Genomic DNA, 24,246 nt, shown 5'->3' with positions numbered 1-24,246 from the left:
GCCAGTGCCCGAAAACGGGATTTATGCCCCCTTTTCTCGCGTTTAAGCCGTTTCTGTAGGAAATGTCGATTTTTTCTGCACTCTTTAGATGCGGTAATTTGGGAAAATGAACCAATTTGGTGCGCATTAAGGTGGTCGGACAAAAGTTGGTCAAACCTTGAGCAATTTCCGCTATAATCCGCGCCCCCCTTTTTCGGCTGGCCGCTCGCGCGCTGTTTTCCATGAAACTGATCGTCAAAGTCTTTCCAGAAATCACCATCAAGAGCCGCCCGGTGCGCAAGCGGTTCATCCGTCAGCTCGGCCGCAATATCCGCGCCGTGCTGCGTGAGCTCGACCCCGAGGTCAAGGTCGATGGTGTCTGGGACAACCTCGAAGTGGTTACCCGCGTCGAGGACGAGAAAGTGCTGCGCGAGATCACCGAGCGCCTGACCTGCATGCCGGGCATCGCGCATTTCCTCCAGGTGGACGAATACCCGCTGGGCGACTTCGACGATATCGTCGCCAAGTGCAAGACCCACTTCGGCCACCTGCTGGCCGGCAAGCGCTTCGCCGTGCGCTGCAAGCGCGGCGGCCACCACGATTTCACCTCGATGGACGTCGATCGCTACGTGGGCAGCCAGTTGCGCCAGCAGTGCGGTGCTGCCGGTATCGACCTGCGCAATCCCGAAGTGGAAGTGCGCATCGAGATCCGCGACAAACGCCTCTACGTGATCCACAACCAGCACAAGGGTATCGGCGGCTACCCGCTGGGCGCGCTGGAGCAGACCCTGGTACTGATGTCCGGCGGGTTCGACTCTACCGTCGCGGCCTTCCAGATGATGCGCCGCGGCCTGATGACGCACTTCTGCTTCTTCAACCTGGGTGGCCGTGCCCACGAGCTGGGGGTGATGGAAGTCGCCCACTACCTGTGGAAGAAATACGGCAGCAGCCAGCGCGTGCTGTTCGTCAGCGTGCCGTTCGAGGAAGTGGTCGGCGAGATCCTCGGCAAGGTCGACAACAGCTATATGGGCGTGACCCTCAAGCGCATGATGCTGCGCGCTGCCGCCCGCGTTGCCGACCGCCTGGAGATCGATGCGCTGGTGACCGGCGAGGCGATTTCCCAGGTGTCCAGCCAGACCCTGCCGAACCTCGCGGTGATCGACTCGGCCACCGACAAGCTGGTGCTGCGTCCGCTGCTGGCCAGTCACAAGCAGGACATCATCGACCAGGCCTACCAGATCGGTACCGCCGAGTTCGCCAAGCATATGCCGGAATATTGCGGTGTCATCTCGGTGAACCCGACCACCTGCGCCAAGCGCCATCGCGTCGATCACGAAGAGAAGCAGTTCGACATGCAGGTGCTGGAGCGCGCCCTGGAGCGTGCCCGCTACATCTCCATCGACAACGTGATCGATGAACTGGGCCAGGACGTGCAGGTCGAAGAGCTTGCCGAAGCCTTGCCGGGCCAGATCGTCATCGATATCCGCCACCCCGATGCCCAGGAAGACGAGCCCCTGCAGCTCGACGGCATCGAAGTCCAGGCCGTGCCGTTCTATGCCCTGAACAGCCGCTTCAAGCACCTGGATGGCAACCGCCAATATTTGCTCTATTGCGATAAAGGTGTCATGAGCCGGCTGCATGCTCATCACCTGCTCAGTGAGGGACACGCCAATGTGCGCGTTTATCGCCCCGCCTAGGAAGCACGATGGCGACCGTTCCCGCCATCGTCCTCCCGACCGGATTTCCTGCTCCGTTTACTGAAACCCGCTGCCCTGGCGGCGGCACCGAATACCTGAGATCGAGATACACACAGTGATTGAGAATCTGCGCAACATCGCCATCATCGCCCACGTTGACCATGGTAAAACCACCCTGGTCGACAAACTCCTGCGCCAATCCGGCACCCTGGAGCGTAACGAGCTCAACGACGAGCGCGTCATGGACTCCAACGACCAGGAAAAAGAGCGCGGTATTACCATTCTGGCGAAGAACACCGCCATCAACTGGAATGGCTACCACATCAACATCGTCGACACCCCCGGCCACGCCGACTTCGGTGGTGAAGTAGAGCGCGTCATGTCGATGGTCGACTCCGTGCTGCTGCTGGTCGACGCCCAGGACGGCCCTATGCCGCAAACCCGCTTCGTGACCAAGAAGGCGTTCGAAGCCGGTCTGAAGCCGATCGTCGTGATCAACAAGGTCGACCGTCCGGGCGCGCGTCCTGACTGGGTCCTGGACCAGATCTTCGACCTGTTCGACAACCTCGGTGCCACCGACGAACAGCTGGACTTCAAGGTCGTCTACGCCTCGGCCCTGAACGGCATCGCCGGTCTGGACCACACCGAAATGGCCGAAGACATGACCCCGCTGTACCAGTCGATCGTCGACAACGTACCAGCGCCTGCCGTTGACCGTGACGGTCCGTTCCAGATGCAGATCTCCGCTCTGGACTACAACAGCTTCCTCGGTGTTATCGGCGTTGGCCGTATCGCCCGTGGCCGCGTCAAGCCGAACACCCCGGTCGTCGCCATCGACACCGACGGCAAGCGCCGCAACGGTCGTATCCTGAAGCTGATGGGCCACCACGGCCTGCACCGCGTTGACGTCGAAGAAGCCCAGGCTGGCGACATCGTCTGCATCAGCGGTTTCGACGAGCTGTTCATCTCCGACACCCTGTGCTCCCCGGACGCAGTCGAAGCGATGAAGCCGCTGACCGTCGACGAGCCGACCGTTTCCATGACCTTCCAGGTGAACGACTCGCCGTTCTGCGGCAAGGAAGGCAAGTTCGTGACCTCCCGCAACATCAAGGAGCGTCTGGACAAGGAGCTGCTGTACAACGTTGCACTGCGCGTTGAAGAAGGCGACTCCGCTGATAAGTTCAAGGTTTCCGGCCGTGGTGAACTGCACCTGTCGGTCCTGATCGAAACCATGCGTCGTGAAGGCTTCGAGATGGCTGTAGGCCGTCCCGAGGTAATCATCCGCGAAGTCAACGGCGTCAAGCACGAGCCGTTCGAGAACGTCACCATCGACATCCCTGAAGAATCCCAGGGCAAGGTCATGGAAGAAATGGGCCTGCGCAAGGGCGACCTGACCAACATGGCGCCGGATGGCAAGGGCCGTGTACGTCTGGAATACAACATTCCAGCCCGTGGTCTGATCGGTTTCCGTAACCAGTTCCTGACCCTGACCAACGGTGCAGGCATCCTGACCTCGATCTTCGACCGCTACGACACCATGAAGTCCGGCCACATGTCCGGCCGCCTGAACGGCGTACTGGTTTCGGTCGAGACCGGCAAGGCCCTGACCTACTCCCTGGAAACCCTGCAGGCGCGCGGCAAGCTGTTCGTCGAGCACGGCCAGGAAATCTACAACGGTCAGATCGTTGGTCTGAACAGCCGTGACAACGACCTGGGTGTGAACCCTACCAAAGGCAAGAAGCTCGACAACATGCGTGCTTCGGGCAAGGACGAGACCATCGCCCTGGTTCCGCCGGTTCGTTTCACCCTGGAACAGGCCCTGGAATTCATCCAGGACGACGAGCTGTGCGAAGTGACGCCTAAGTCGATCCGTCTGCGCAAGAAGATCCTCGACGAAGGCGAGCGTACCCGCGCTGCCAAGAAAGCCAAGGCCAACTAAGCCCGGCTTGAAATGAAAAAGCCCCCGGTCGCAAGGCCGGGGGCTTTTTTTGCCTGATGTTCTTGTGGTGTTTTTCAGGGCCTCATCGCTGGCAACGCCAGCTCCCACAGGGACCGAGTACACCGCCGATCCCTGTGGGAGCCGGCGTTGCCGGCGATGAGGCCGGCAGGAGCACCATCAATCCTTGGCTTAGCGGCTAGCCGGCTTCGGCTTGTAGGCACAGTACCCCGGCCGCGGCCCGACCCGTGGGTGATTGCGGCAGGTGTCCGGACGCTTGTCGTAAATGGTGCACAGGCGGGTCTTGCGGTCCAGATAGAGGCAGTCGTCGTTGCTCATGCGGGTCAGGGTGAAGATCCCGGACTTCTGGTTGAAGCGCTCGACGATGCCATCCTTTTGCAACCGCTTGGCGATATTCTTCGGCGGCTCGCCGACTTCGAATTCGTCCACCACGCCAATACGGATCAGGTCTTTCAACTTCACTTCCACCGGCAAGGTGCAACAGGTGGACATGCAGCCGCCGCACATGTGGCTGGCGTATTTCTGCCACGTTTCGAGACGGTCGAGCTCGGCGGCGGCAATCAGGGTCGGTTTCATCAGGGGTCAGGCATATAGGTATGGGAAGGCGCGCGATCATACCGGAGTTGATCAAAATGTGAACAACCATTTGCGAAATCCCTGGCAATCGGTCCCGCTTTTGCAGAGGTTTGCAACGAGCCCTGGCGAACCCGCGCCGACGCTCTGTGTCGAAGCGTCTAGGCTGTCAGATCACCATCGGCAATCGTCAAACCCGCTCGAGGACCCCGCATGTCTCAGGAATCGAACGCTCGTGACGCAGAGGTGGCCGCGTTTCGCACCGCTGTACTGGAAAAACTGACCTATGCGGTCGGCAAGGACCCGGAACACGCCTTCGACCATGACTGGTTCGAAGCCATCGCCCTGGCCGCCAGGGACCACATGGTCGATCACTGGATGGACCATACGCGGCAGATCTACCGCAGTAGCCAGAAGCGGGTCTATTACCTTTCCCTGGAATTCCTGATCGGCCGGCTGCTCTACGACAGCCTGAGCAACCTCGGCCTGCTGGAGGTGGCCCGCGAAGCCCTGCAGGGGCTCGACGTGGACCTGGAGCGCATCCGCCTGCTGGAGCCCGACGCGGCGCTGGGCAATGGCGGCCTCGGGCGCCTGGCCGCGTGTTTCATGGAATCCATGTCGACCCTCGGTATCGCCGCCCACGGCTATGGCATCCGCTACGAGCACGGGCTGTTCCGCCAGGCGGTGGTGGATGGCTGGCAGCAGGAGCAGACCGAGAACTGGCTGGATTTCGGCAACCCCTGGGAGTTCGAGCGGGCCGAGGTGATCTATCCGATCAGCTTCGGCGGGCGAGTGGAGACCGTGCACGGTGGCGATGGCGAGCCGCGCCAGGTGTGGTGGCCGGCGGAAACCGTGCGTGCGGTGGCCTACGACACCCCGGTGGTGGGCTGGCGTGGCGCGAGCGTGAATACCTTGCGCCTGTGGCGGGCGAGGGCGCTGGAGGAGCTGCACCTGGAACGCTTCAACGCGGGCGACCACCTGGGCGCGGTGGCGGAAGTGGCCCGGGCCGAGAGCATTTCCCGGGTGCTGTACCCGGCCGACAGCACCGAGGCCGGGCAAGAGTTACGCCTGCGCCAGGAATACTTCTTCGTCTCGGCCTCGCTGCAGGACTTGCTGCGCCGCCACCTGAACATGCATGACACCCTGCTCAACCTGCCAGAACAGGCAGCCATCCAGCTCAACGACACCCACCCGTCGATCGCCGTGGCCGAGCTGATGCGCCTGCTGGTCGACCAGCATGAAGTGCCGTGGGACACCGCCTGGCAACTGACCGTCAATACCCTGGCCTACACCAACCACACCCTGCTCCCGGAAGCGCTGGAGACCTGGGCGGTGAACCTGATGGAGCGCATGCTGCCGCGGCACATGCAGATCATCTACCTGATCAACGCCTATCACATCGACTCGCTGCGGGCCAAGGGCATCCACGACTTCGACGTGCTGCGCGCGGTGTCGCTGATCGAGGAAGACAACGGCCGCCGGGTGCGCATGGGCAACCTGGCGTTTCTCGGTTCGCACAGCGTCAACGGCGTCTCGGCATTGCACACCAAGCTGATGCGCAGCACGGTGTTTTCCGAGCTGCATAAGCTCTACCCGGAGCGGATCAACAACAAAACCAACGGCATCACCTTCCGCCGCTGGCTGTACCAGTCCAATCCGCAGCTCACCGCCATGCTGGTCAACGCCCTCGGCGAGGACCTGCTGGACAGCCCGGAAACCAGGCTGCGAGACCTGGAACCCTTCGCCGACAAGCCCGGGTTCCGCAAGAAGTTCGCCGAGCAGCGCCTGCACAGCAAGCGTGCACTGGCGGCGATCATCCAGGAACGCCTGGGTATCACCGTCAATCCCGAGGCGATGTTCGACGTTCAGGTCAAGCGTATCCACGAGTACAAGCGCCAGTTGCTCAACCTCATGCACACCGTCGCCCTGTACCAGGCGATCCGTGCCGAGCCGGGCACCGACTGGGTGCCGCGGGTGAAGATCTTCGCCGGCAAGGCCGCAGCCAGCTATCACCAGGCCAAGCTGATCATCAAGCTGGCCAACGATATCGCCCAGGTCGTCAACAACGACCCGACGGTACGCGGCCTGCTCAAGGTGGTGTTCCTGCCCAACTACAACGTCAGCCTGGCGGAAAGCATCATCCCGGCGGCGGACCTTTCCGAGCAGATCTCCACCGCCGGCTACGAGGCCTCGGGCACCAGCAACATGAAGTTCGGCCTCAACGGCGCACTGACCATCGGCACCCTCGATGGCGCCAACGTGGAAATGTGCGAACAGGTCGGGGCCGAGCACATGTTCATCTTCGGCCTCACCGCCCAGCAGGTCGAAGGCCGCAAGCGCAACGGCGATTTCGATGCCAGCCCGATCATCGGGGCGTCGCACCGGCTCAACGACGTGCTCCAGGCGATCCGTGGCGGGGTGTTCTCGCCTGACGATCCGGCGCGATACGTCGGGCTGGTGGACTCGCTGGTGTCCTACGACCGCTTCCTGCTTTGCGCCGATTTCGACGCCTATTGGGAGGCCCAGCGACGGGTCGACGAGCTCTGGCACGAGCCTGATCGCTGGTGGCGCTCGGCGGTGCTCAATACCGCACGCATGGGCTGGTTCTCTTCGGACCGGACCATCGGCGAATACGCCCGGGAAATCTGGACGGCGCTGGAATGACCGGGGAAGGCGCGGCGAACGGCGGGAACCAGATCCCGGATGTGCCGTCTGATCGGGCAGGGCTGTCCTACTGCTCGCCCGCGCCTGCCTCTCCCTGTAAACTGCGTGGGTTTTTCTTACTCCCTCATTCCTCCGGAGCCATACATGTCCCGCGTTACCCTGAGTCGCTATCTGATTGAGCAGACCCGTAGCAACAGCACCCCTGCCGATCTGCGCTTCCTGATCGAAGTGGTGGCGCGTGCATGCAAGGAAATCAGCCACAACGTGTCCAAGGGCGCCCTCGGCGGTGTGCTGGGCAGCATGGGCACCGAAAACGTGCAGGGCGAAGTCCAGAAGAAACTGGACGTGATTTCCAACGACATCCTGCTCGAAGCCAACGAGTGGGGCGGCCACCTGGCCGGCATGGCCTCGGAAGAAATGGACAATGCCTACCAGATTCCGGGCAAATATCCGAAAGGCGCCTACCTGCTGGTCTTCGACCCGCTGGACGGTTCGTCGAACATCGACGTCAACGTTTCGGTCGGTACCATCTTCTCGGTACTGCGCTGCCCTAACGAGTACCTGAGCCAGAACGAAAGCCTCAACGAAAAGGCCTTCCTCCAGCCGGGCACCAAGCAGGTTGCCGCCGGCTATGCCATCTACGGCCCGCAGACCATGCTGATCCTGACCCTGGGCAACGGCGTCAAGGGCTTCACCCTGGACCGCGAGCTGGGCAGCTTCGTCCTGACCCACGAGAACATCAAGGTTCCGGAAAGCACCGCCGAATTCGCCATCAACATGTCCAACCAGCGTCACTGGGAAGCGCCGGTGACCCGCTACGTTGGCGAGCTGCTGGCAGGCGAGACCGGCCCACTGAAGAAGAACTACAACATGCGCTGGATCGCCTCGATGGTGGCCGACGTGCATCGCATCCTGACCCGTGGCGGCCTGTTCATGTACCCGCGTGACGCGCGCGAGCCGTCCAAGCCGGGCAAGCTGCGTTTGATGTACGAAGCCAACCCGATGTCGTTCATCATCGAGCAGGCCGGCGGTGCGTCCACCGATGGCAAGCAGCGTATCCTCGACATCCAGCCGGACAGCCTGCACCAGCGCGTTGCGGTATTCCTCGGTTCGAAAGAGGAAGTCCAGCGCGTCACCGGTTATCACCAGGAGTAACCCGCCATGCTCGCACCTTGGCAGCCGCTGCTGGAATGGTGGTTTGGATGGGGCACCAGCCCGCAGGACGTCGCTGACGAGAAGAGCACGCTGTGGTTCGGCAAGCAGCATGACGCCGAGGCGCAGGAGCGCTTCGGCCCGCTGGTCGAGCAGGCGCTGGCCGGAGGCCTGGAGGAGTGGCTGGAAAGCCCGCAGGGCTGGCTCGGGCTGGTGCTGTTGCTGGACCAGTTGCCGCGGATGATCTACCGCGACACGCCGCGCGCCTTCGATGGCGACCGGCGCGCCCAGGTCCTGGTGATGCAGGGCCTGGACCGGGCCTGGGACTACCAGCTGCTGCCATTGCAGCGGGTGTTCATCCTGCTGGTGCTGGAGCATGCCGAAGTGCTGGACTGGCAGAACATCTGCGTCGAGCGCTACCAGACCCTGCTGGCAGCACAGCCGGCGGCGGATCGCCGCCTGTTCGAGGGATTCCTCGACTATGCCGAGCAGCATCAGCGCGTGATCGCCCGGTTCGGGCGCTTCCCGCACCGCAACCTGGTGCTCGGGCGACCCAGTACCAGCGAAGAAATGGATTTCCTCCTGGAACCTGGCTCCCGGTTCTGACCCCGCTTACTGCGGTTCCCCAAAGCAAAACGCCGGCATAGCCGGCGTTTTGCTATCTAGCTCCCGTCAACGTCTGCAAGGCCCATCGATCCTGCGGCTTACCGAAAGCGCACGCCTTCGGGAACCGGAGTGAGGTTTTGCCTTCTAAGCTGTCGGCAGTGGTCTGGCCCCTGTCACCTCATTCCCAGGAGTACCCCCCATGTCCGTGCGTTCCCTCGCCCTCTTGTCCCTGTGCGTGTTGCTGGCTGCCTGCAGCAAGCTCAACCAGGAGAACTATTCCAAGCTCAAGACCGGTATGACCAAGGCGGAGGTCGAGCAACTGCTGGGAAGCCCGACCGAATGTTCCGGCGCCCTGGGGGTGTCCAGCTGTACCTGGGGGGATGAAAAGACCTTCATCAGTGTCCAGTACGCTGGCGACAAGGTGCTGATGTACGCGGGGCAGGGCCTGAAATGATGCGTCGCGCTTTGCTGGCATGCTGTACCGCCCTGGCGCTGGCGGGGTGCGCCACGCCGCAGGTCGGGCCCATGCCGCCGAAGACGGTGGAAAACGTCGATTTGAAACGGTATCAGGGCAAGTGGTACGAGCTGGCCCGGCTGCCAATGTTCTTCCAGCGCGACTGCGCGCAATCCGAAGCGCATTACAACCTGCGAGCCGATGGCAGCGTGGGCGTGCTCAATCGTTGCCTGACCCTGGACGGCAAGTGGCAGGAAGCCAGCGGCAGCGCCACGCCACAGGAGCCGGGCAAGACCGACAAGCTGTGGGTGCAGTTCGATAACTGGTTCATGAAGTTGCCCGGGGCGCCGAAGGGCAACTACTGGGTACTGTATGTCAGCAGCGACTACCAGACGGCGCTGGTGGGCAATCCGGATCGCAAGTACCTGTGGTTGTTGTCGCGTACGCCGACCTTGCCGGCGGTAGAGCGCGAGAGCCTGCTGGCCAAGGCGCGGCAGCAGGGGTATGACACCACCCGCCTGGTATGGCGGGTGTCGGACCGGGATATCGCGCGCAAGCCCTGAGCTCAAGGGCACGCGGATCCTGTGGGAGCGGGTTCACCCGCGATTGCTATAGTGAATCCACCTCCGCAATCGCGGGTGAACCCGCTCCCACAGGGGCCAATCAGCCCAACAAATCTTTTAGTACCTGAGCAAATGCAGTTGCACTGTCCTCTTCACCAGCATGCCGCCCCTGCTGCACCACCCAAACCCCGTTCACCATCACATCCCGAACCTGCCGATCCCCACCGGCGAACAACCAGCGGTTCAAGATACTGTCGCCATCGGCCACCGCCAGGTACGGATCCCGCCCGTCCAGCACGATCCAGTCGGCCCGCTTGCCCACCGCCAATTCGCCGATCGGCTGCCCCAGCGCCTGGGCGCCGCCATCGAGCGCTGCATCGAACAAGGTCCGCCCGACCATCGGCTGCGCCGCGCCATACAGGCGGTTGCGCCGCTGATCCCGCAGACGCTGGCCATACTCCAGCCAGCGCAATTCCTCGACCACGCTCAGCGACACATGGCTGTCCGAGCCGATGCCCAGGCGCCCGCCCTGGGCGAGGAAATCCACGGCCGGGAAGATCCCGTCGCCGAGGTTCGCCTCGGTGGTCAGGCACAGGCCGGCAATCGCCCGGCTCCGGGCCATCGCCGCCACTTCGTCCGCCTCGGCATGGGTGGCATGCACCAGGCACCAGCGCTCATCTACCTCGACGTTCTCATACAGCCACTGCAATGGTCGCCGCCCGCTCCAGGCCAGGCAGTCGTCGACTTCCTTCTGCTGCTCGGCGATATGGATATGCACCGGGCAGGCCTTGTCGCTGGCGGCCAGGACGGTGGCGATCTGCTCTGGCGTCACCGCCCGCAGCGAGTGGAAGCACAGGCCCAGTGCTTGGGCCGGTTGTGCGGCCAGCACGGGTTTCAGGCGCGATTGCAGTTCAAGGTAGTGGTCGGTGCTGTTGATAAAGCGCCGCTGCCCGTCGTTCGGCGCCTGGCCGCCGAAGCCGGAGTGGCTGTAGAGCACCGGCAGCAGGGTCAGGCCGATCCCGCTGTGGCTCGCCGCTGCACTGATCCGCCGCGACAGTTCCAGCGGATCGGCGTAGGCCTGGCCCTGGGGGGCGTGATGCACATAGTGGAATTCCGCCACCGAGGTGTACCCGGCCTTGAGCATCTCGATGTACAGCTGGCGCGCGATGATTTCGAGCTGTTCCGGGCTGATCTTGCCCACCAGCCGGTACATCAGTTCGCGCCAGGTCCAGAAGCTGTCGTTCGGGTTGCCCGCCACTTCCGCCAGCCCGGCCATCGCGCGCTGGAAGGCATGCGAATGCAGGTTGGGCATTCCCGGCAGGAGCGGGCCGCCGAGCTTTTCCGCGCCGTCCGGTGAAGCGCCGGCCTGGATCGACGTCAGTACGCCGTTCGCGTCGACCTCGATTCGGACCTGTTTCGCCCAGCCGCTGGGCAGCAACGCACGTTCGGCAAAGTACACGGACATCGACACGGCACTCCGTTCTGTTATTTGTATATACATATACAGACGTTTGCCTGCCCGGTAAACTCCGGCAAGCTACCGTTCATTCAATAGAACAAGGACTTTTCCAGTGCCGAAACCTCCTGTCTCCACGCTGGTTGCCCAGATGGGCGAGGGGCCGGCGCCGCTGTATGCCCGGGTCAAGCAGATGATCGTCCAACAGATCGAGAGCGGCACCTGGCCGCCGCATCATCGGGTGCCTTCGGAAAGCGAACTGGTTGCCGAGCTGGGCTTCAGCCGCATGACCATCAACCGTGCCCTGCGCGAACTCACCGCCGAAGGGCTGCTGGTGCGCATGCAGGGCGTCGGAACTTTCGTGGCGGAACCCAAGACCCATTCGGCGTTGTTCGATGTGCACAATATCGCCGACGAAATCTCCGCCCGCGGCCACCAGCACAGTTGCAAGGTGGTGACCCTGGCCGAGGAGGCCGCCGGTTCCGAGCGTGCCCTGGCCCTGGACATGCGCGAGGGGCAGCGGGTGTTCCATTCGTTGATCGTGCATTACGAAAACGGCGTGCCGGTGCAGATCGAAGACCGCTACGTCAACGCGCAGATCGCCCCGGACTACCTCAAGCAGGACTTCACCCGGCAGACCCCCTACGCCTATCTGTCACAGGTCGCGCCGCTCACCGAGGGCGAGCACGTGGTCGAGGCGATTCTCGCCGATGCCTATGAATGCAGCCTGTTGCAGATCGAACACAGCGAGCCGTGCCTGCTGATCCGCCGGCGCACCTGGTCGGGCCGCCAGCCGGTGACCGCCGCGCGCCTGATCCACCCCGGCTCCCGCCATCGCCTCGAAGGACGCTTCAGCAAATGACCGAGTTGACCCTGTTACGCGCCGCCGATTATCCGCGCATGCCGTGGAAGAACGGTGGCGGCAGTACCGAAGAAATCACCCGCGACGCCGGCCAGGGCCTGGATGGATTCGGCTGGCGCCTGTCGATCGCCGATATCGGTGAGTCGGGGGATTTCTCCAGCTTCGCCGGTTACCAGCGGATCATCACCGTGCTGCAGGGTGACGGCATGGTCCTGGAAGTCGATGGCCAGCCCAGCCGCGTGCTGCTGCCATACGATGCCTACGGGTTCAGCGGCGCCAGCCAGGTCAGTTGCCGCCTGCTGGGTGGGCCGATCCGCGATTTCAACCTGATCTACGCACCGCAGCGCTACCGCGCGCGGGTGCAGTGGTTCAGCGGCTATGCCCGCGTATTTACCTCGGCCAGCACCGTGCTGTTGTTCAGCGCCCAGCCGGCGTTGCAGGTCGGCATCAGTGGTCAGCCCGGGCAGGCCCTCGGCCTGTACGACTGCCTCTATCTCAAGGACAACCAGCAACTGCGCGAACTGGATATCACCGGGCGCTGCTGCCTGATCGAACTGATCGCTGTTTCCGGGTAACGCACCAGCGCCGCACATTTTGTTACTGAATGCCCCAAGGTGGCGCAACGCCACCTTGCTTCTCGCACCGCCCTCCAGCTTTTTCCCTCTCCCTCTGCAAGATTTCCCGGCCTTGTCGCACAAGGGCTGTAGCCCTGTGCGGAATTTTTTCATGAAGCGTTTCCCGGGATTGGCAATTCAATTGCATATGCTTGTATGTACAAGTAAAGATGTGTGCGTATGAGTGGACAGGCCATCCCCTCGACGCCGTTAGCAAACCGGTATCACCGCTGGCCCACTGCCTGGGTTTGGACTGGATAGATCGCTCGAGGAGCCCTTTCGTGACTGACAACAACCTGAACAAATTCCGTGACGTCGAAATCCGCGCCCCGCGCGGCACCAGGCTGACCGCCAAGAGCTGGCTGACCGAAGCGCCGCTGCGGATGCTGATGAACAACCTCGACCCGGAAGTGGCGGAGAACCCCAAGGAGCTGGTGGTGTACGGCGGTATCGGCCGTGCGGCGCGCAACTGGGCGTGCTACGACAAGATCGTCGAGAGCCTGACCAACCTGAATGACGACGAGACCCTGCTGGTGCAGTCCGGCAAGCCGGTCGGCGTGTTCAAGACCCACGCCAACGCCCCGCGTGTACTGATCGCCAACTCCAACCTGGTGCCGCACTGGGCCAACTGGGAACACTTCAACGAACTGGATGCCAAGGGCCTGGCCATGTACGGCCAGATGACCGCCGGCAGCTGGATCTACATCGGCAGCCAGGGCATCGTCCAGGGCACCTACGAAACCTTCGTCGAAGCCGGTCGCCAGCACTACAACGGCAACCTCAAGGGCAAATGGGTACTGACCGCCGGCCTCGGCGGCATGGGCGGCGCCCAGCCACTGGCCGCGACCCTGGCCGGTGCTTGTTCGCTGAACATCGAATGCCAGCAGAGCCGCATCGACTTCCGCCTGTCCAGTCGCTATGTCGACGAACAGGCCACGGACCTCGAGGACGCCCTGGCGCGCATCGCCCAGTACACCGCCGAAGGCAAGGCCATCTCCATCGCCCTGCTGGGCAACGCCGCGGAAATCCTCCCGGAGCTGATCAAGCGCGGCGTGCGCCCGGACATGGTCACCGACCAGACCAGCGCCCATGATCCGCTCAACGGCTACCTGCCTGCCGGCTGGACCTGGGAGCAGTACCGCGACCGCGCGAAAACCGAGCCTGCCGCCGTGGTCAAGGCCGCCAAGCAATCCATGGCCGTGCACGTCCAGGCCATGCTCGAGTTCCAGAAACAGGGCATCCCGACCTTCGACTACGGCAACAACATCCGCCAGATGGCCAAGGAAGAGGGCGTGGCCAATGCCTTCGACTTCCCCGGCTTCGTCCCGGCCTATATCCGCCCGCTGTTCTGCCGCGGCATCGGCCCGTTCCGCTGGGCCGCGCTGTCCGGCAACGCCGAGGACATCTACAAGACCGACGCCAAGGTCAAGGAACTGATCCCCGACGACGCCCACCTGCATAACTGGCTGGACATGGCCCGCGAGCGCATCAGTTTCCAGGGCCTGCCGGCGCGGATCTGCTGGGTCGGCCTGGGCCAGCGCGCCAGGCTCGGCCTGGCGTTCAACGAAATGGTCCGTCGTGGCGAGCTGTCGGCGCCTATCGTTATCGGACGCGATCACCTGGACTCCGGCTCGGTTTCCAGCCCGAACCGTGAAACCGAAGCCATGAAGGACGGTTCCGATGCCGTGTCCGACTGGCCGCTGCTCAACGCCCTGCTGAACACCGCCAGCGGTGCCACCTGGGTCTCGCTGCACCACGGCGGTGGCGTGGGCATGGGCTTCTCCCAGCACTCGGGCATGGTCATCGTCTGCGACGGTACCGATGAAGCGGCCGAGCGTATCGCCCGCGTGCTGACCAACGACCCGGGCACCGGCGTGATGCGCCACGCCGATGCCGGTTACGACATTGCAATCGAGTGTGCCAAAGAGCAGGGCCTGAACCTGCCGATGATCACCGGCTGATCCGCGTTGCCGGGGCCGCCATGCACGGCCCCGGCAACAGCGGCGTTTCATGGAAGGGACGACCGGAAGGCCTATGAACTGCCGATATCCACTTTCCTGATTGGGAGCGTCATGCAATGAAAACCAACAAGACCCTGCTTGCGTCGCTGTGTGCCCTTGGCCTGTTGAGCCTGTCCAGCGTGAGCCAGGCCGCCGGCTGGTGCGAATCCGGCAAACCGGTGAAGTTCGCCGGCCTGAACTGGGAAAGCGGCATGCTGCTGACCGATGTCATGCAGTTCGTCCTGAAGAACGGCTACGGCTGCGAGACCGACAGCCTGCCGGGCAACTCCATCACCATGGAAAACGCCCTGGGCACCAATGACATCCAGGTCTTCGCCGAAGAGTGGGTGGGCCGCAGCGAGGTCTGGAAGAAGGCCGAGGCCGCCGGCAAGGTGGTCGGCGTCGGCGCTCCGGTGGTGGGGGCGATCGAAGGTTGGTACGTGCCGCGTTATGTGATCGAAGGCGACGCCAAGCGCAAGCTGGAGGCCAAGGCGCCGAACCTGAAGGCCATCGCCGATCTCGGCCAGTACGCAGCGCTGTTCAAGGACCCGGAGGAGCCTTCCAAGGGGCGCTTCTACAATTGCCCGGCCGGCTGGACCTGCGAGCTGGACAATACCGAAATGCTCAAGGACTACGGCCTGGAAAGCAGCTATACCAATTTCCGTCCGGGCACCGGCCCGGCACTGGATGCGGCGGTGCTGTCGAGCTACAAGCGCGGCGAGCCGATCCTCTTCTACTACTGGACCCCGACTCCGCTGATGGGCCAGGTCGACCTGGTCAAGCTGGATGAAAAGCCCGGCGTCGACAAGAGCGTGAGCATCAAGGTCGGCCTGTCGAAAGCCTTCCATGAAGGCGCTCCGGAACTGGTCGCGGTGCTGGAGAAGGTCAACCTGCCCCTCGACCTGCTCAACCAGAACCTGGCGCGCATGAGCAAGGAGCGCATCGAGTCGCCGAAGCTGGCCAAGGCCTTCCTCAAGGAACATCCTGAAATCTGGCATGCATGGGTCAGCGAGGACGCGGCGAAGAAGATCGACGCAGCGCTCTGAGCACACCCGACCACCTGATGAGTGAACCCTATGTTCCCCGAAAAACTTACCTTCTCCATCGCCGACTGGGTCAACGGCTGGGTCGATGCGCTGGTGACCAACTACGGTGATGTATTCCGGCAGATCTCCGACACCCTGCTGTGGGCCATCGTCAATCTCGAAGGCCTGCTGCGGGCCACGCCCTGGTGGCTGATGCTGGCGATCGTCGCCGGTATCGCCTGGCATGCCACCCGCCGTGCGCTGCCGACCCTGGTGATCGTCGGCCTGCTGTTCCTGGTAGGTGCCGTGGGGCTGTGGGACAAGCTCATGCAGACCCTGGCGCTGATGCTGGTGGCGACGCTGATCTCGGTGCTGATCGGCATTCCCCTGGGCATCCTGTCGGCACGCAGCGACCGCCTGCGTTCGATCCTCATGCCGCTGCTCGACATCATGCAGACCATGCCCAGCTTCGTGTACCTGATCCCGGTGCTGATGCTGTTCGGCCTGGGCAAGGTGCCGGCGATCTTCGCCACGGTGATCTACGCGGCGCCGCCGCTGATCCGCCTGACCGACCTGGGTATTCGCCAGGTCGACGGCGAGGTCATGGAAGCGATCAACGCCTTCGGTGCCAACCGCTGGCAGCAGCTGTTCGGCGTGCAGCTGCCGCTGGCGCTGCCGAGCATCATGGCCGGGATCAACCAGACCACCATGATGGCCCTGTCGATGGTGGTGATCGCCTCGATGATCGGTGCCCGTGGCCTGGGCGAGGACGTGCTGGTGGGCATCCAGACCCTGAACGTCGGCCGTGGCCTGGAAGCCGGGCTGGCAATCGTGATTCTCGCGGTGGTGATCGACCGCATTACCCAGGCCTACGGCCGGGCGCGGCATGAGGTGAGCAAATGAGTACGGCGGCGATGAACAAGATCGAAGTGAAGAACGTATTCAAGATCTTCGGCCAGCGTGCAGACGAAGCGCTGCAACTGATCCGCGAATCCCACAGCAAGGAGCAGGTGCTGGCCAAGACCGGCTGCGTGGTCGGGGTCAACGACCTGTCGCTGTCCATCGGTGCCGGCGAGATCTTCGTCATCATGGGCCTGTCCGGCTCGGGCAAATCAACCCTGGTGCGCCACTTCAACCGCCTGATCGACCCCACCAGCGGGGCGATCCTGGTGGATGGCGAGGACATCATGGGCTACGACATGGAAGCCCTGCGCCAATTCCGCCGGCGCAAGATCAGCATGGTGTTCCAGAGCTTCGGCCTGCTGCCGCACAAGACCGTGCTGGAAAACGTCGCCTACGGGCTCAAGGTGCGTGGCGAGAGCAAGCAACTGTGCGCCGAGCGCGCCCAGCACTGGATCACCACCGTGGGCCTGAAGGGCTACGAGAAGTCCTGGCCGCACCAATTGTCCGGCGGCATGCGCCAGCGCGTGGGCCTGGCCCGGGCCCTGGCGGCGGATACCGACATCATCCTGATGGACGAAGCGTTCAGCGCCCTCGATCCGCTGATCCGCGCAGAAATGCAGGACCAGTTGCTGGAGCTGCAAAAGACCCTGAACAAGACCATCGTCTTCATCACCCACGACCTCGATGAAGCCGTGCGCATCGGCAACCGCATCGCGATCCTCAAGGACGGCCGCCTGATCCAGGTCGGCACGCCGCGGGAGATCCTCCATTCGCCGGCCGACGAATACGTCGATCGCTTCGTCCAGCGCCGCGCCGCCACCGTATGAGGACCGTCATGCAGCAATCCGAACCTGTGGTGATCGCCGACGCCCCGCTGCGCTGGCAGGACATCGTCGCCGTGGCCCGCCACGGTGCCCGCCTGACCCTGGCCGAGGGCGCCTGGGCACGGATCGAGAATGCCCAGGCCATCGTCCGGCGCATCGTCGACAGCGGCGAGCGCGCCTATGGCGTCAATACCGGCCTGGGCGCGCTGTGCAACGTCGCCCTGGAAGGCGAGCAACTGCGCCGGCTATCGAGCAACACCTTGCTCAGCCATGCCTGCGGGGTCGGGCCGGTGCTGGCCGATGAGCAGACCCGGGCGATCATCTGCGCCGCCATCGTCAACTACAGCCACGGCAAGTCCGGGATCCAGCGGCCGGTAGTGGAAATGCTCCTGGCCTTGCTGGACCGCGGGATCACCCCGCAGGTGCCGTCCCAGGGCTCCGTGGGTTACCTGACCCATATGGCCCATGTCGGCATCTGCCTGCTGGGCGTGGGCAAGGTCAGTTATCGCGGGCAGATCGTCGAGGCCGCCGAAGCCCTGGCCGAGGAGGGCCTGAAGCCGGTAGTCCTCGGGGCGAAGGACGGCCTGTGCCTGGTCAACGGCACGCCGTGCATGACCGGCCTGGGCTGCCTGGCCCTGGCCGACGCCAGCCACCTGCTGCAATGGGCTGATATCGTCTCGGCCATGAGCTTCGAGGCGCTGCGCGGGCAGATCGCCGCGTTCGATGCCGAGATCATCGCGCTCAAGCCGCATCCGGGCATGCAGCAGGTCGGTGCCAACCTGCGGGCCTTGCTCGACGGCAGCGAAGTGATCGCCAGCAGCAAAGGCATCCGCACCCAGGACGCCCTGAGCATCCGTTCCATTCCCCAGGTTCACGGCGCTGCCCGCGACCAGCTTGCCCACGCCGCACGGCAGATCGAAACCGAACTCAACTCGGCTACCGACAACCCCTTGCTGCTGGGCACTCCGGACAATTTCCGGGTGATGTCCCAGGCCAACCCCCACGGCCAGTCGGTGGCGATGGCCGCCGACCTGCTGGCGATTGCCGTGGCCGAGACCGGCTCGATCGCCGAGCGCCGCCTCGATCGCCTGGTCAACCCGCATGTCAGCGGGCTGCCGGCGTTCCTCGTCAGCGAACCGGGGGTCAACTCCGGGATGATGATCGTCCAGTACGTCGCCGCTTCGCTGTGCGCGGAAAACCGCCAGCTGGCCCAGCCGGCAGTTGTGGATAACTACGTCACCTCCGGCCTGCAGGAAGACCATCTGAGCCTCGGCACCAGTGCCGCGCTCAAGCTGCACAAGGCCCTGGAAAACTGCACGCAGATCCTCGCCATTGAGTACCTGCTGGCGGCCCAGGCCTTCGAATTTCTCAAGGAGCAGCGCTTTGGCGCCGGTACCCAACGCGCTTGGCAACTGCTGCGCGAACAGGTCCCGGCCTACCAGCAGGACCGCTGGCTGGCGCCGGACATCGCCCGTGCGGCCGCATTGCTCAAACAGCCGCAGGGCCCTCGGCACGTGCTGCCGACCCTGCTCTGACCTCATACAAGGAGCCTGAACATGCAAGTCTTCAACCTGATTCCCGGCCAGGTCAGCCTCGCCGAACTGCGCGGCATCTATGAACAACCCGCGCGCCTGAGCCTGGTGGCCAGCGCTGCGGCGCAGATCGAGGCCAGCGTCGCCTGTGTCGAGCGGATCCTCGCCGAGGATCGCACCGCCTATGGCATCAATACCGGTTTCGGCCTGCTGGCTTCGACCCGCATCGCCAGCCACGACCTGGAAAACCTGCAGCGCTCGCTGGTCCTGTCCCATGCCGCGGGCATCGGCGCGCCGCTGGACGACGCCATGGTCCGGCTGATCATGGTGCTCAAGATCAACAGCCTGAGCCGCGGCTTCTCGGGGATCCGCCGGGTGGTGATCGATGCGCTGATCGCCCTGGTCAATGCCGAGGTCTACCCGCATATCCCGCTGAAAGGCTCGGTGGGTGCGTCCGGCGACCTGGCGCCGCTGGCGCATATGTCGTTGGTGTTGCTGGGTGAAGGCAAGGCCCGGCACAAGGGCGAATGGCTCTCGGCCGTGGATGCACTGGCGATCGCCGGCCTCAAGCCGCTGACCCTGGCGGCGAAAGAGGGGCTGGCGCTGCTTAACGGCACCCAGGCCTCGACCGCCTATGCCCTGCGCGGCCTGTTCGAAGCCGAAGACCTGTTCGCCGCTGCCATCGCCTGCGGCGGCCTGACCGTCGAAGCGGTGCTCGGCTCGCGCTCGCCGTTCGATGCCCGCATCCATGCGGCCCGCGGCCAGCGCGGGCAGATCGACGCGGCGGCCTGCTACCGCGACCTGCTCGGCGAAGGCAGCGAGGTGTCCGCTTCCCATGAACACTGCGGCAAGGTCCAGGACCCGTACTCCCTGCGCTGCCAGCCGCAGGTCATGGGCGCCTGCCTGACCCAGTTGCGCCAGGCCGCCGAAGTGCTGGCCATCGAAGCCAACGCCGTTTCCGACAACCCGCTGGTGTTCGCCGAGCAGGGCGATGTGGTTTCCGGTGGCAACTTCCACGCCGAGCCGGTGGCCATGGCCGCCGACAACCTGGCCCTGGCCATCGCCGAGATCGGCTCGCTGAGCGAGCGGCGCATCTCGCTGATGATGGACAAGCACATGTCGCAGTTGCCGCCGTTCCTGGTGGAAAACGGCGGGGTCAACTCCGGTTTCATGATCGCCCAGGTCACCGCTGCCGCCCTCGCCAGCGAGAACAAGGCGCTGTCCCACCCGCACAGCGTCGACAGCCTGCCCACTTCGGCCAACCAGGAAGACCACGTGTCCATGGCCCCGGCGGCCGGCAAGCGCCTGTGGGAGATGGCCGAGAACACCCGCGGCATCCTCGCCATCGAATGGCTCGGCGCCTGCCAGGGCCTGGACCTGCGCACCGGGCTGAAGACCTCGGTCAAGCTGGAGCAGGCGCGCAAGACCCTGCGCGACCGCGTACCGCACTACGACAAGGACCGCTTCTTCGCCCCGGATATCGAGATTGCCGTCGAACTGCTGGCCGAAGGCCGCCTGACCGGCCTGCTGCCGGGCGGCGTGCTGCCGAGCCTGGACTGAGCGGGGGTACGAGCAATGAAGACCCTCTGGCAGCACTGCCATGTGGCGAGCATGGCCAACGGCAGCTACTCGATCATCGAGGACGCGGCCATCGTCACTTCCGGCGGGCGTATCGACTGGATCGGGCCGCGCGGCTCGCTACCGGACATTGGCGAAGCAAGCCGGGTGCACCTGGGCGGCGCCTGGGTCACTCCCGGGCTGATCGACTGCCACACCCACACGGTGTTCGGCGGTAATCGCAGCGGCGAATTCGAACAGCGCCTGCAGGGCGTCAGCTACGCCGAGATCGCCGCCCAGGGCGGCGGTATCGCCAGCACCGTGCGCGCAACCCGCGCCGCCAGCGAAGACGAGCTGTACGCCAGCGCCTTGCGCCGGGTGCGGGCGCTGATGCGCGACGGGGTGACGACGCTGGAGATCAAGTCCGGCTACGGCCTCGACCTGGAAAACGAGCGCAAGATGCTCAAGGTCGCCCGCCGCCTCGGCGAAACCCTGCCGCTGACCGTGCGTGCCACCTGCCTGGCGGCCCACGCGTTGCCGCCGGAGTACAAGGAGCGCAGCGACGACTACATCGCCCACATTTGCGGAGTGATGCTCCCGGCCCTGGCCGCCGAGGGGCTGGTGGATGCGGTGGACGCTTTTTGCGAATACCTGGCGTTCTCGCCGGAGCAGGTTGAGCGGGTGTTCATCAAGGCACGGGAACTGGGCTTGCCGGTCAAGCTGCATGCCGAACAGTTGTCGTCGCTGGCGGGTTCCAGCCTGGCGGCGCGGTATCAGGGGTTGTCCGCCGATCACCTGGAGTTCATGACCGAGGACGACTGCATCGCCATGGCCGCTGCCGGCACCGTCGCCGTTTTGCTGCCCGGTGCCTTCTATTACCTGCGGGAAACCCAACTGCCGCCGATGGACGCCCTGCGCAAGCACGGGGTGAAGATCGCCATCGCCAGCGACCTCAACCCCGGCACCTCGCCGGCGCTGTCGCTGCGGCTGATGCTGAACATGGCCTGCACGCTGTTCCGCATGACCCCGGAAGAGGCGCTGGCTGGCGTGACCACTCATGCCGCCACGGCGCTGGGGCTGGGCGATAGCCATGGCACGCTGGAAGTGGGCAAGGTCGCCGACTTCGTTGCCTGGGATATCGAGCGTCCAGCCGACCTGGCCTACTGGCTCGGCGGCGAACTGGACAAGCGCGTGGTGCGCCACGGCATCGAACTGACTGATTGAGGCATGACGATGGACAAGGTACTGAGTTTTCACCAGGGCAGGCTGCCGCTGCTGGTCAGCATGCCCCACGCCGGCCTGAAGCTGACCCCGGCGGTACGCGATGGGTTGGTTCCGGCGGCCCGCAGCCTGCCGGATACCGACTGGCACATCCCGCGGCTGTACGACTTCGTCCGCGACATGGGCGCCAGCGTGGTGGCGGCGGAGTATTCGCGCTTCGTCATCGATCTCAACCGGCCCGAGGATGACCAGCCGCTGTATGTCGGCGCCACCACCGGGTTGTTCCCGGCGACGCTGTTCGACGGCGAGCCGCTGTTCGAGCACGGCAAGGTGCCGTCGGCGGCCGAGCGGGCGGGATACCTGGAGAGCATCTGGCGGCCCTATCACGACACCCTGCGCAACGAGCTGGCGCGGTTGAAGGCGCAGTTCGGCTATGCGCTGCTGTGGGATGCGCATTCGATCAGGTCCCATGTGCCGCATCTGTTCGACGGGAAACTGCCGGACTTCAACCTGGGCACGTTCAACGGCGCGAGTTGCGATGCTGAACTGGCCGGGCGGTTGCAGGCGGTGTGCGCCGGGGCCGGGCAGTACACCCATGTGCTGAACGGGCGCTTCAAGGGCGGGCACATCACCCGGCATTACGGCGATCCGGCGCAGGATATCCATGCAGTGCAACTGGAGCTGGCGCAGAGCACATATATGGAGGAGGTGGAGCCATTTACCTATCGGGAGGATCTGGCGGGGCCGACGCAGGGGGTGTTGCGCGGATTGCTGGAAGAGGTTCTGGCCTGGGCTGAAGGTCGGTACCGGTAACCTGTGGGAGCGGGTTCACCCGCGATTGCTATGGTGAATTCACTACCGCAATCGCGGGTAAACCCGCTCCCACAGGGTTCGCGTCGCTTGTTCGATCTCTAGATCTCTTGACCCAACGGGGCATGCTCAAAGCGCATTTCGGGTTTATGATGCCGAACGGCCGAACAATTCCCACACGGAGTGCGTAATGCAGACCTTGTACCCACAGATCAAACCCTACGCCCGGCACGATCTGGCAGTCGAAGCACCGCATGTGCTGTACGTCGATGAAAGTGGTTCACCGGAAGGTCTGCCGGTGGTGTTCATCCACGGTGGCCCCGGCGCCGGCTGCGATGCGCAGAGCCGTTGCTACTTCGATCCCACCGTCTACCGCATCATCACCTTCGACCAGCGGGGCTGCGGCCGCTCCACGCCCCACGCCAGCCTGGAAAACAACACCACCTGGCACCTGGTCGAAGACCTCGAACGCATCCGCAAGCACCTCGGCATCGAGAAGTGGGTGCTGTTCGGCGGCTCCTGGGGCTCGACCCTGGCCCTGGCCTACGCCCAGACCCACCCCGAGCGCGTCCATGGCCTGATCCTGCGCGGTATCTTCCTGTGTCGCCCGCAGGAAATCGAATGGTTCTACCAGGCCGGCGCCAGCCGCCTGTTCCCGGACTACTGGCAGGACTACATCGCGCCGATCCCCCTGGAAGAGCGCGACAACCTGGTCCAGGCCTTCCACAAGCGCCTTACCGGCAATGACCAGATCGCCCAGATGCATGCGGCCAAGGCCTGGTCCACCTGGGAGGGCCGCACCGCGACGCTGCGTCCGAACCCGCTGGTGGTCGACCGTTTCTCCGAGCCGCAGCGCGCGCTGTCCATCGCCCGCATCGAATGCCACTACTTCGTCAACAACGCCTTCCTCGAAGAAAACCAGCTGATCCGCGACATGCCGAAGATCGCTCACCTGCCGGCAGTGATCGTGCACGGCCGCTACGACGTGATCTGCCCGCTGGACAACGCCTGGGAGCTGCACCAGGCCTGGCCGAACAGCGAGCTGAAGGTGATTCGTGACGCTGGGCATGCCGCTTCCGAGCCGGGCATCACCGACGCCTTGGTGCGCGCCGCCGACCAGATGGCCCGGCGCCTGCTCGACCTGCCTCTGGAAGAAGCGTGAAGGGCCTGCTGCAACGGGTGCGTGGCGCCCGGGTGGAGGTAGAAGGGGAGATCGTCGGCTCGATCGACCAGGGCCTGCTGGTGCTGGTCGCGGTGGAGCCCGGCGACACCCCGGAGCATGCCGACAAGCTCCTGCACAAGCTGCTCAACTATCGGGTCTTCAGCGATCCGCAGGGCAAGATGAACCTTTCCCTCAAGGACATCGACGGCGGCCTGCTGCTGGTGTCGCAGTTCACCCTCGCCGCCGATACCCGCAGCGGCCTGCGTCCGAGCTTCTCCACTGCCGCGCCACCCGCACTCGGCGCCGAGCTGTTCGACTACCTTCTGGCCCAGGCGAGGCTCAAGCACGGCACTGTCGGCAGCGGTCGATTCGGTGCCGACATGCAGGTTCATCTGGTCAATGATGGCCCCGTAACATTTATGTTACAAATATGAAGACAAAATTCCCCCTGTTTGCAGGAAAACAAGGGGTTTGGCAGCAAAAATAGTTGGCTGGCCCTGATGCGTTGTAACGCCGCCTGCTAGATAATCGCGCGCTACACAGGGCCGGCATTCGACGGCCTGTTTAACCTTGACTCGAGAACTGTACGGAACCGTTTGGGGAATCATTGAGCCCTTTCGGAGTCCGAACAGTGC

Annotated in this window: 21 protein-coding genes; 19 read left to right on the top strand and 2 right to left on the bottom strand. The window is 64.0% G+C overall.

Annotation, left to right across the window (positions count from 1 at the left end):
• Positions 1-221 precede the first annotated feature (221 nt).
• Both thiI and typA read left to right on the top strand, forming a co-directional pair.
• The gene (gene thiI / locus ACPFMA_RS26890; protein ID WP_064302626.1) at positions 222-1,676 is read left to right on the top strand and encodes a tRNA uracil 4-sulfurtransferase ThiI; all 1,455 of its coding nucleotides are present in this window, start codon (positions 222-224) and stop codon (positions 1,674-1,676) included.
• A gap of 115 nt (positions 1,677-1,791) precedes the next feature.
• A complete protein-coding gene (gene typA, locus ACPFMA_RS26885; protein ID WP_009396119.1) occupies positions 1,792-3,615 on the top strand; it encodes a translational GTPase TypA in 1,824 nt (607 codons plus the stop codon).
• Positions 3,616-3,804: 189 nt separating this feature from the next.
• Here typA and ACPFMA_RS26880 read toward each other — a convergent pair whose 3' ends face one another.
• Positions 3,805-4,209 (bottom strand): YkgJ family cysteine cluster protein, encoded by a 405-nt coding sequence (locus ACPFMA_RS26880; RefSeq protein WP_009396120.1) that lies wholly within the window; start codon positions 4,207-4,209, stop codon positions 3,805-3,807.
• 210 nt (positions 4,210-4,419) lie between these two features.
• Here ACPFMA_RS26880 and ACPFMA_RS26875 point away from each other — a divergent pair, with 210 nt between their 5' ends.
• From ACPFMA_RS26875 to ACPFMA_RS26855, 5 genes are all read left to right on the top strand, one after another.
• Positions 4,420-6,870, top strand: coding sequence for a glycogen/starch/alpha-glucan phosphorylase (locus ACPFMA_RS26875; RefSeq protein WP_279896744.1), 2,451 nt, complete (start codon positions 4,420-4,422; stop codon positions 6,868-6,870).
• Between the two features lie 144 nt (positions 6,871-7,014).
• The gene (locus ACPFMA_RS26870; protein WP_064302625.1) at positions 7,015-8,025 is read left to right on the top strand and encodes a class 1 fructose-bisphosphatase; all 1,011 of its coding nucleotides are present in this window, start codon (positions 7,015-7,017) and stop codon (positions 8,023-8,025) included.
• A gap of 6 nt (positions 8,026-8,031) precedes the next feature.
• On the top strand, positions 8,032-8,628 hold the full coding sequence (locus tag ACPFMA_RS26865) for a DUF924 family protein (protein WP_009396123.1): 597 nt from the start codon (positions 8,032-8,034) through the stop codon (positions 8,626-8,628).
• Between the two features lie 199 nt (positions 8,629-8,827).
• A complete protein-coding gene (gene bamE, locus ACPFMA_RS26860; RefSeq protein ID WP_009396124.1) occupies positions 8,828-9,082 on the top strand; it encodes an outer membrane protein assembly factor BamE domain-containing protein in 255 nt (84 codons plus the stop codon).
• Positions 9,082-9,645, top strand: a complete 564-nt coding sequence (locus tag ACPFMA_RS26855) for a lipocalin family protein (RefSeq protein WP_009396125.1) — start codon at positions 9,082-9,084, stop codon at positions 9,643-9,645. The genes bamE and ACPFMA_RS26855 overlap by 1 nt, the downstream gene beginning before the upstream one ends.
• Before the next feature lie 100 nt (positions 9,646-9,745).
• Here the strand turns inward: ACPFMA_RS26855 and ACPFMA_RS26850 are convergent, their stop codons facing one another.
• Positions 9,746-11,110, bottom strand: a complete 1,365-nt coding sequence (locus ACPFMA_RS26850; RefSeq protein ID WP_420058773.1) for a formimidoylglutamate deiminase — start codon at positions 11,108-11,110, stop codon at positions 9,746-9,748.
• A 142-nt stretch (positions 11,111-11,252) separates the two neighbouring features.
• Between ACPFMA_RS26850 and hutC the strand changes: the two genes are divergently transcribed.
• The 12 genes from hutC to dtd all read left to right on the top strand — a co-directional run bounded on the left by hutC (position 11,253) and on the right by dtd (position 24,045).
• A complete protein-coding gene (gene hutC / locus ACPFMA_RS26845) occupies positions 11,253-11,963 on the top strand; it encodes a histidine utilization repressor (RefSeq protein ID WP_167654034.1) in 711 nt (236 codons plus the stop codon).
• Positions 11,960-12,538, top strand: coding sequence for a HutD/Ves family protein (locus ACPFMA_RS26840; RefSeq protein ID WP_420058772.1), 579 nt, complete (start codon positions 11,960-11,962; stop codon positions 12,536-12,538). Before hutC ends, ACPFMA_RS26840 begins: the two co-directional genes overlap by 4 nt.
• A gap of 320 nt (positions 12,539-12,858) precedes the next feature.
• Positions 12,859-14,538 carry a urocanate hydratase gene (gene hutU, locus ACPFMA_RS26835; protein WP_425929256.1) on the top strand — a complete coding sequence of 560 codons (1,680 nt, stop codon included), beginning with the start codon at positions 12,859-12,861 and terminating at the stop codon, positions 14,536-14,538.
• 116 nt (positions 14,539-14,654) lie between these two features.
• Entirely contained in the window at positions 14,655-15,623 is a 969-nt protein-coding gene (locus ACPFMA_RS26830; protein WP_064302620.1) for an ABC transporter substrate-binding protein, read from the top strand.
• A 30-nt stretch (positions 15,624-15,653) separates the two neighbouring features.
• Positions 15,654-16,505 carry an ABC transporter permease gene (locus ACPFMA_RS26825; RefSeq protein WP_009397735.1) on the top strand — a complete coding sequence of 284 codons (852 nt, stop codon included), beginning with the start codon at positions 15,654-15,656 and terminating at the stop codon, positions 16,503-16,505.
• Positions 16,502-17,332 (top strand): quaternary amine ABC transporter ATP-binding protein, encoded by an 831-nt coding sequence (locus ACPFMA_RS26820; protein WP_009397736.1) that lies wholly within the window; start codon positions 16,502-16,504, stop codon positions 17,330-17,332. The genes ACPFMA_RS26825 and ACPFMA_RS26820 overlap by 4 nt, the downstream gene beginning before the upstream one ends.
• A gap of 8 nt (positions 17,333-17,340) precedes the next feature.
• Complete coding sequence (gene hutH, locus ACPFMA_RS26815) at positions 17,341-18,864, top strand: histidine ammonia-lyase (RefSeq protein ID WP_425929253.1); 1,524 nt, start codon at positions 17,341-17,343, stop codon at positions 18,862-18,864.
• A 21-nt stretch (positions 18,865-18,885) separates the two neighbouring features.
• Positions 18,886-20,421 carry a histidine ammonia-lyase gene (gene hutH / locus ACPFMA_RS26810; RefSeq protein ID WP_064302618.1) on the top strand — a complete coding sequence of 512 codons (1,536 nt, stop codon included), beginning with the start codon at positions 18,886-18,888 and terminating at the stop codon, positions 20,419-20,421.
• Between the two features lie 15 nt (positions 20,422-20,436).
• Positions 20,437-21,642, top strand: coding sequence for an imidazolonepropionase (gene hutI, locus ACPFMA_RS26805; RefSeq protein WP_425929251.1), 1,206 nt, complete (start codon positions 20,437-20,439; stop codon positions 21,640-21,642).
• A gap of 9 nt (positions 21,643-21,651) precedes the next feature.
• On the top strand, positions 21,652-22,452 hold the full coding sequence (gene hutG, locus ACPFMA_RS26800; RefSeq protein WP_420058768.1) for an N-formylglutamate deformylase: 801 nt from the start codon (positions 21,652-21,654) through the stop codon (positions 22,450-22,452).
• Positions 22,453-22,639: 187 nt separating this feature from the next.
• Positions 22,640-23,611 carry a prolyl aminopeptidase gene (gene pip / locus ACPFMA_RS26795; RefSeq protein ID WP_009397744.1) on the top strand — a complete coding sequence of 324 codons (972 nt, stop codon included), beginning with the start codon at positions 22,640-22,642 and terminating at the stop codon, positions 23,609-23,611.
• The gene (dtd, locus tag ACPFMA_RS26790; protein WP_064302615.1) at positions 23,608-24,045 is read left to right on the top strand and encodes a D-aminoacyl-tRNA deacylase; all 438 of its coding nucleotides are present in this window, start codon (positions 23,608-23,610) and stop codon (positions 24,043-24,045) included. Before pip ends, dtd begins: the two co-directional genes overlap by 4 nt.
• Positions 24,046-24,246: the final 201 nt, after the last annotated feature.

It is taken from the genome of Pseudomonas sp. NyZ201 (genome assembly GCF_049860765.1).
Lineage (GTDB): Bacteria > Pseudomonadota > Gammaproteobacteria > Pseudomonadales > Pseudomonadaceae > Aquipseudomonas > Aquipseudomonas bharatica.
The sequence above is the reverse complement of the archived record's forward strand: the minus strand, read 5'-3'. Positions and strand labels throughout refer to the sequence as shown.

Excerpts from the sequence above, each read along its gene's own strand:
- hutC (WP_167654034.1), top strand. The coding sequence starts at position 11,253 with ATGGGCGAGGGGCCGGCGCCGCTGTATGCCCGGGTCAAGCAGATGATC.
- ACPFMA_RS26865 (WP_009396123.1), top strand. The coding sequence starts at position 8,032 with ATGCTCGCACCTTGGCAGCCGCTGCTGGAATGGTGGTTTGGATGGGGC.
- hutH (WP_425929253.1), top strand. The coding sequence starts at position 17,341 with ATGCAGCAATCCGAACCTGTGGTGATCGCCGACGCCCCGCTGCGCTGG.
- ACPFMA_RS26880 (WP_009396120.1), bottom strand. The coding sequence starts at position 4,209 with ATGAAACCGACCCTGATTGCCGCCGCCGAGCTCGACCGTCTCGAAACG.
- thiI (WP_064302626.1), top strand. The coding sequence starts at position 222 with ATGAAACTGATCGTCAAAGTCTTTCCAGAAATCACCATCAAGAGCCGC.
- ACPFMA_RS26820 (WP_009397736.1), top strand. The coding sequence starts at position 16,502 with ATGAGTACGGCGGCGATGAACAAGATCGAAGTGAAGAACGTATTCAAG.
- ACPFMA_RS26870 (WP_064302625.1), top strand. The coding sequence starts at position 7,015 with ATGTCCCGCGTTACCCTGAGTCGCTATCTGATTGAGCAGACCCGTAGC.
- ACPFMA_RS26875 (WP_279896744.1), top strand. The coding sequence starts at position 4,420 with ATGTCTCAGGAATCGAACGCTCGTGACGCAGAGGTGGCCGCGTTTCGC.
- ACPFMA_RS26840 (WP_420058772.1), top strand. The coding sequence starts at position 11,960 with ATGACCGAGTTGACCCTGTTACGCGCCGCCGATTATCCGCGCATGCCG.
- ACPFMA_RS26830 (WP_064302620.1), top strand. The coding sequence starts at position 14,655 with ATGAAAACCAACAAGACCCTGCTTGCGTCGCTGTGTGCCCTTGGCCTG.
- hutI (WP_425929251.1), top strand. The coding sequence starts at position 20,437 with ATGAAGACCCTCTGGCAGCACTGCCATGTGGCGAGCATGGCCAACGGC.
- pip (WP_009397744.1), top strand. The coding sequence starts at position 22,640 with ATGCAGACCTTGTACCCACAGATCAAACCCTACGCCCGGCACGATCTG.
- ACPFMA_RS26825 (WP_009397735.1), top strand. The coding sequence starts at position 15,654 with ATGTTCCCCGAAAAACTTACCTTCTCCATCGCCGACTGGGTCAACGGC.
- hutG (WP_420058768.1), top strand. The coding sequence starts at position 21,652 with ATGGACAAGGTACTGAGTTTTCACCAGGGCAGGCTGCCGCTGCTGGTC.
- hutH (WP_064302618.1), top strand. The coding sequence starts at position 18,886 with ATGCAAGTCTTCAACCTGATTCCCGGCCAGGTCAGCCTCGCCGAACTG.
- bamE (WP_009396124.1), top strand. The coding sequence starts at position 8,828 with ATGTCCGTGCGTTCCCTCGCCCTCTTGTCCCTGTGCGTGTTGCTGGCT.
- ACPFMA_RS26855 (WP_009396125.1), top strand. The coding sequence starts at position 9,082 with ATGCGTCGCGCTTTGCTGGCATGCTGTACCGCCCTGGCGCTGGCGGGG.
- ACPFMA_RS26850 (WP_420058773.1), bottom strand. The coding sequence starts at position 11,110 with ATGTCCGTGTACTTTGCCGAACGTGCGTTGCTGCCCAGCGGCTGGGCG.